This window comes from Psychrobacter piscatorii (assembly GCF_001444505.1).
Classification (GTDB): domain Bacteria; phylum Pseudomonadota; class Gammaproteobacteria; order Pseudomonadales; family Moraxellaceae; genus Psychrobacter; species Psychrobacter piscatorii_B.
Genome location: NZ_LNDJ01000006.1, coordinates 1 through 4,589 on the forward strand (window position 1 = coordinate 1; position 4,589 = coordinate 4,589).

The window sequence follows — 4,589 nt, forward strand, 5'->3', positions numbered from 1 at the left end:
AGAAAAATGGTTTCAAAAGCCATACCCTAAAAAACTTCCGCCAGTTGTCTGATTAAAATCTCCCAAGTTTAAGTGTACGGGATTGACAGCAGGGATCAGTGTGTCTAAGGCTTCCTAGGTAGATTTGGGCAACTTGAGGTTTGGTAAATTCTAACGTACGGATTAAAACCACCTAGCTAGCCGGATATCCCTTGCCTTACTATTTACAGGTTCGGGTTCACAATAATTTTCACTGCTGATTCATTGTTGTGAATTAAAGTCTCAAAGCCTTTAGCAATCAAGTCATCCAATTTGATACGTTGAGTAATAAAGGGCTCAAGGTTCACTAAGCCATCTTCGACCAATTTGATGGTTTCTTGATGATTGTTTACATAACCAATAGTCCCACGTACATCGAGCTCCTTCATGACTACGCTATGTACATTTACGGAAGCTGGGTGGCTCCAGATAGAGACAATCACAACCACACCAGTAGGTTTAGTAAGTTCAACCAGCGAGTCCAATACCTTATTGACGCTGGTGCATTCAAAAGCCACGTCCACACCGCGGTTATCCGTAAGCATCATGACTTCTTCAGTCAAATCTACTTCAGTCGGATCTAAAATGTAATCGGCAATCCCACTTTCTTTAGCCTTCTCTTTGCGCTTGGTACTCAATTCAGTGAGAATGACGGTAATGCCTTTGGCTTTTAAAACTGCCGCCAATAACAATCCAATCGGACCACCGCCACCGACCAAAGCAACATCACCTGCTTTGGCGCCACTGCGCACAAAAGCATGATAGCCAACGGCTAACGGTTCAATCAAGGCTGCTTGATCTAATGGTATTTTATTAGAGATAGGATGTACCCAGCGGCGCTTGACCGCAATTTTTTCAGACAAACCACCACCGCGACCACCAAGACCAATGAAGTTCATATCTTTTGATAAGTGATAATTCTCACCAGGCGCGGTAGAAACATCATCAGCGATAATATATGGTTCAACCACGACATGCTGACCGATCTCAATATCATCAACACCCTCACCAATAGCATAAACGACGCCTGAGAATTCATGACCCATAGTGATTGGGGCAGACTCTCCTGAGATTGGGTGAGGATGACCGCAAGGGGGAATAAAAATAGGACCTTCCATAAACTCATGCAAGTCGGTACCACAGATGCCACACCAAGCGACATCGATTCCAACGGTACCCGACTCTACAGTAGGCTCTGGAATATCTTCAATACGAATATCGCCTTTGTCATAAAAACGTGCCGCTTTCATATAAATCTCCTTTGATTGTCATTAAAAAAATATTGGATGGTGCATCAAAAATTATGCTGGCATCAAACGTAGCCATAATGGATGATTGTAAATATTTGGCTGAGCAGATAAAAAATAGGCATAGATGCCCTAACCTCAAAATCATTATCCACTGCCAAAGCAAGATTGCAACCGTGAGCTACACACATATAAGCCTAAGAAAACGATATCAGATTTATGGCATTAAAAGGGCATAACATGGCAGTCAATTTGTAGTAGAAGCTGTCAAAAAGATAACAGACAACAATCGTAACTTGAGTGCAACTGTTCAGCAGCTCGAAATAGAGATGCAAACGTTATCTAATTGGCACAATAAAGCTAATCAAGGCAAACTTGCAGGAACTGAGCAGTATGATCCTAATCTTATGGCAGCTATTCAGGAAATAAAGCAGCTCAAGCGGCAGCTTAAAGTAGCTGAAGAGAAACGAGAGATCCTAAAAAAGGCGACAGCGTACTTCGCAAAGCAAAGCTAATCAGGTACGCCTTTGTCAAAGACAACCAGCACTTCTTTAGCATCACCACTATGTGCCGCGTGCTAAATGTTAAGCCATCAAGCTATGACGATTGGATAAATCGCGATATTAGTGAGCAACAGATACATTGTAACCAGTCTGAGCTACTGGTTAGAGCCGCTCACAGTGAAACTCGTGAGCGATATGATGCTGATTGACCTATGCTGTCAATCCCGCAGACATTAACTTAAGAAGTTTTATTTACTCAGCCTGATGATAATGATCAAACTACATTTGTCTTGGCATTTTATAGACCAAACCTTTTTGAATCTTAATCTAGCTGTGTTCAAGCTCAATATATTTAGTAATATTGATAATGGCATGAAATTCTTTTATAGCCTTGCTATACGCTAAATCATTCTTCAACGTACCTAAAAGCTCTCTATAGGGATATTATCGAAACAGTTGTACCGCTTGAACATCGAACCTTTAAATTAATGCTTGGCAAACCAAATCTACTGCCGTGCGCTTACTACTACATATAATAATTACACAATAAAACAAAAAGATAATATAACTTAACATTTGATAATTGAACAGTTGGTTAATATAAGGATTAAGAAGCTTAACATAAATAAGGGAAGCCTGTGAAACGTGCAGAGCAAGAGCGCTCATTACAAACTAAAAATAAGATATTATTAGCAGCCCTTACCGAGTTTGCTTCAACAGGTTTTGATGGTGTTTCAACGCGCGCCATTGCTAAAAAAGCAGAGGTGAACCATACCTTGATTAGCCATCATTTTGGTTCCAAAGAAGCGTTGTGGAAAGCCACGGCAAAATTATGTTTTGAGATTTACAGTGAACACAATTTTGAGAAGCGCAGAAACATGCAAGATGCTGAAGCTCGTACTTTAGTGAAAGTGCTGTTAAAAGATTTTATAAAGTTTTGTGCCAACTACCCCGATATTCATCATTTTTTGATACAGGCTAATCAAGGAGATTCGGAAAGACTTGACTGGTTTGTCGAAAACTATTTACGCACTATTTATGATGAAGAGCTGGATATTATTCGAAGAGCACAAAAACTAGGATTGGCTCCTCAAGGAGACAGTATGCATATTCGCTACTTATTACTGGGTGCAGCCACGTCTATTTATACCTTTGCCCCTCAATTTGCAAGATTATCTGGGAAAGACCCTTTTTCTGATGAATTTATTGAGCAGCATGTAGACTATGTTTTAACGCTTTTCACGACCTGCGCCAAAAAGCTATGAGATAGATCACAACGATCTACCTCGTAGCTTTTTTGCATTAAAGACAATTAATATTATATCAAGCCGTTATTTTGCAACATACATAGATATCGAGATTAAAAATGAGTTCAATCACTAGAAATATCTTCGGCACCATCAATAAAACTATTAATCATTGGTATATTCCACTTGTCGTTGGCATTATTTTTATTGCCACCGGGATATATACCTTTGTTTCACCACTTGAGTCTTATGCTGCGCTCGCTATTTTATTCAGCATATCTTTCATTATTTCAGGCGCTTCTGAAATTGCATTTTCTTTATTAAATAAGGAGGTACTTAATAATTGGGGTTGGTTTTTAGTCCTTGGGATTTTAACGTTAATTGTTGGTGTTCTTTTGTTTGTTAACCCGGCAGTATCGCAAGCTACCCTGCTTTTTTATGTGGGTTTTTTAGTATTGTTTCGTTCCATTAGTGCTGTCAGCCATTCATTTGAGTTAAAAGAATATGGCTTTTCTGATTGGGGGTATTTAACAGTAATAGGGGTTGTCGGTATTGTTTTCTCCTTTATCTTATTATCTAACCCTATACTTGGTGGCATGACAGTTGTTATATGGACTGGCTTAGCCCTGATAACCAGTGGCTTTTTCAGCATGTACCTTGCTTTTAAATTAAAAAGACTAAAAGACTTACCAAATAATATTTCTAATGAACTAAGAAGTAGGTTCAATTTAGTATCACAAGAAATTAATAACGTATTAAACAGTAAACAATAACTACATTCTCATTTGGTCACTGACCTATAAATATTTAAGTTAATAGCAGCTTCATTTTAAAACAACACTGAGTCATAAGACTCTTTAACCCACTAAGGGGATAATAATGAAAAAGACTAATGAAAAACAAAAAACTATCGACAGCTTTCCACATCAGCCAGATGCTAATAAAGCCTATCCACACCACTACCCACAAAACACCTTGCCGTTTGCTGACAAAATAGGCAACTATCAACGCAATATCGGTAGACCAACCGACGCTTATAAGGACAGTAAAGTCTATATCATCGGTAGTGGTATCGCGGGCTTATCCAGTGCTTACTACTTCATTCGTGATGGTAAAGTACCGGCAGAAAATATCACCTTTTTAGAGCAACTAGAGGTGTCAGGCGGCTCCATGGATGGCTCAGGTAATGCTAAGAATGGCTACATCATACGTGGTGGCCGTGAGATGGAATTTACCTACGAGAACTTTTGGGATGTCTTCCAAGATATTCCTGCAGTAGAGATGCCAGAGCCATACAGCGTACTAGATGAATATAGACTGATTAACGATGATGATCCTAACTATTCAATCGCTCGTTTGGTACATCAGCAAGGTAAAATCAAAGAAACGAATGGTGTTACTCTAAAAAAATCTGACCAATTAGCATTGATACGTCTACTACTAAAACGCAAAGAAGAATTAGATGATGTGCGAGTCAATGATTACTTTAGCGACAGCTTCTTTGAAAGTAACTTCTGGATACTTTGGAGCACCATGTTTGCCTTTGAAAAATGGCACAGCTTGCTTGAGTTAAA

Annotated in this window: 4 protein-coding genes and 1 pseudogene; 4 read left to right on the top strand and 1 reads right to left on the bottom strand. The window is 39.1% G+C overall.

The window, feature by feature from the left end; translation table 11 throughout:
* Positions 1 to 203: 203 nt before the first annotated feature.
* Positions 204 to 1,268, bottom strand: a complete 1,065-nt coding sequence (locus AS194_RS01015; protein ID WP_058023639.1) for a 2,3-butanediol dehydrogenase — start codon at positions 1,266 to 1,268, stop codon at positions 204 to 206.
* Between the two features lie 272 nt (positions 1,269 to 1,540).
* Here AS194_RS01015 and AS194_RS13415 point away from each other — a divergent pair.
* The 4 genes and pseudogenes from AS194_RS13415 to AS194_RS01035 form a co-directional block, all read left to right on the top strand.
* Positions 1,541 to 1,974: pseudogene (locus AS194_RS13415) on the top strand (IS3 family transposase); the annotation flags it as partial.
* Between the two features lie 432 nt (positions 1,975 to 2,406).
* A complete protein-coding gene (locus tag AS194_RS01025) occupies positions 2,407 to 3,033 on the top strand; it encodes a TetR/AcrR family transcriptional regulator (protein WP_058023641.1) in 627 nt (208 codons plus the stop codon).
* Between the two features lie 101 nt (positions 3,034 to 3,134).
* A complete protein-coding gene (locus AS194_RS01030; protein WP_058023642.1) occupies positions 3,135 to 3,788 on the top strand; it encodes an HdeD family acid-resistance protein in 654 nt (217 codons plus the stop codon).
* Between the two features lie 106 nt (positions 3,789 to 3,894).
* A partial coding sequence (locus tag AS194_RS01035) for an oleate hydratase (protein WP_152978577.1) occupies positions 3,895 to 4,589 on the top strand: 695 nt, incomplete at its 3' end.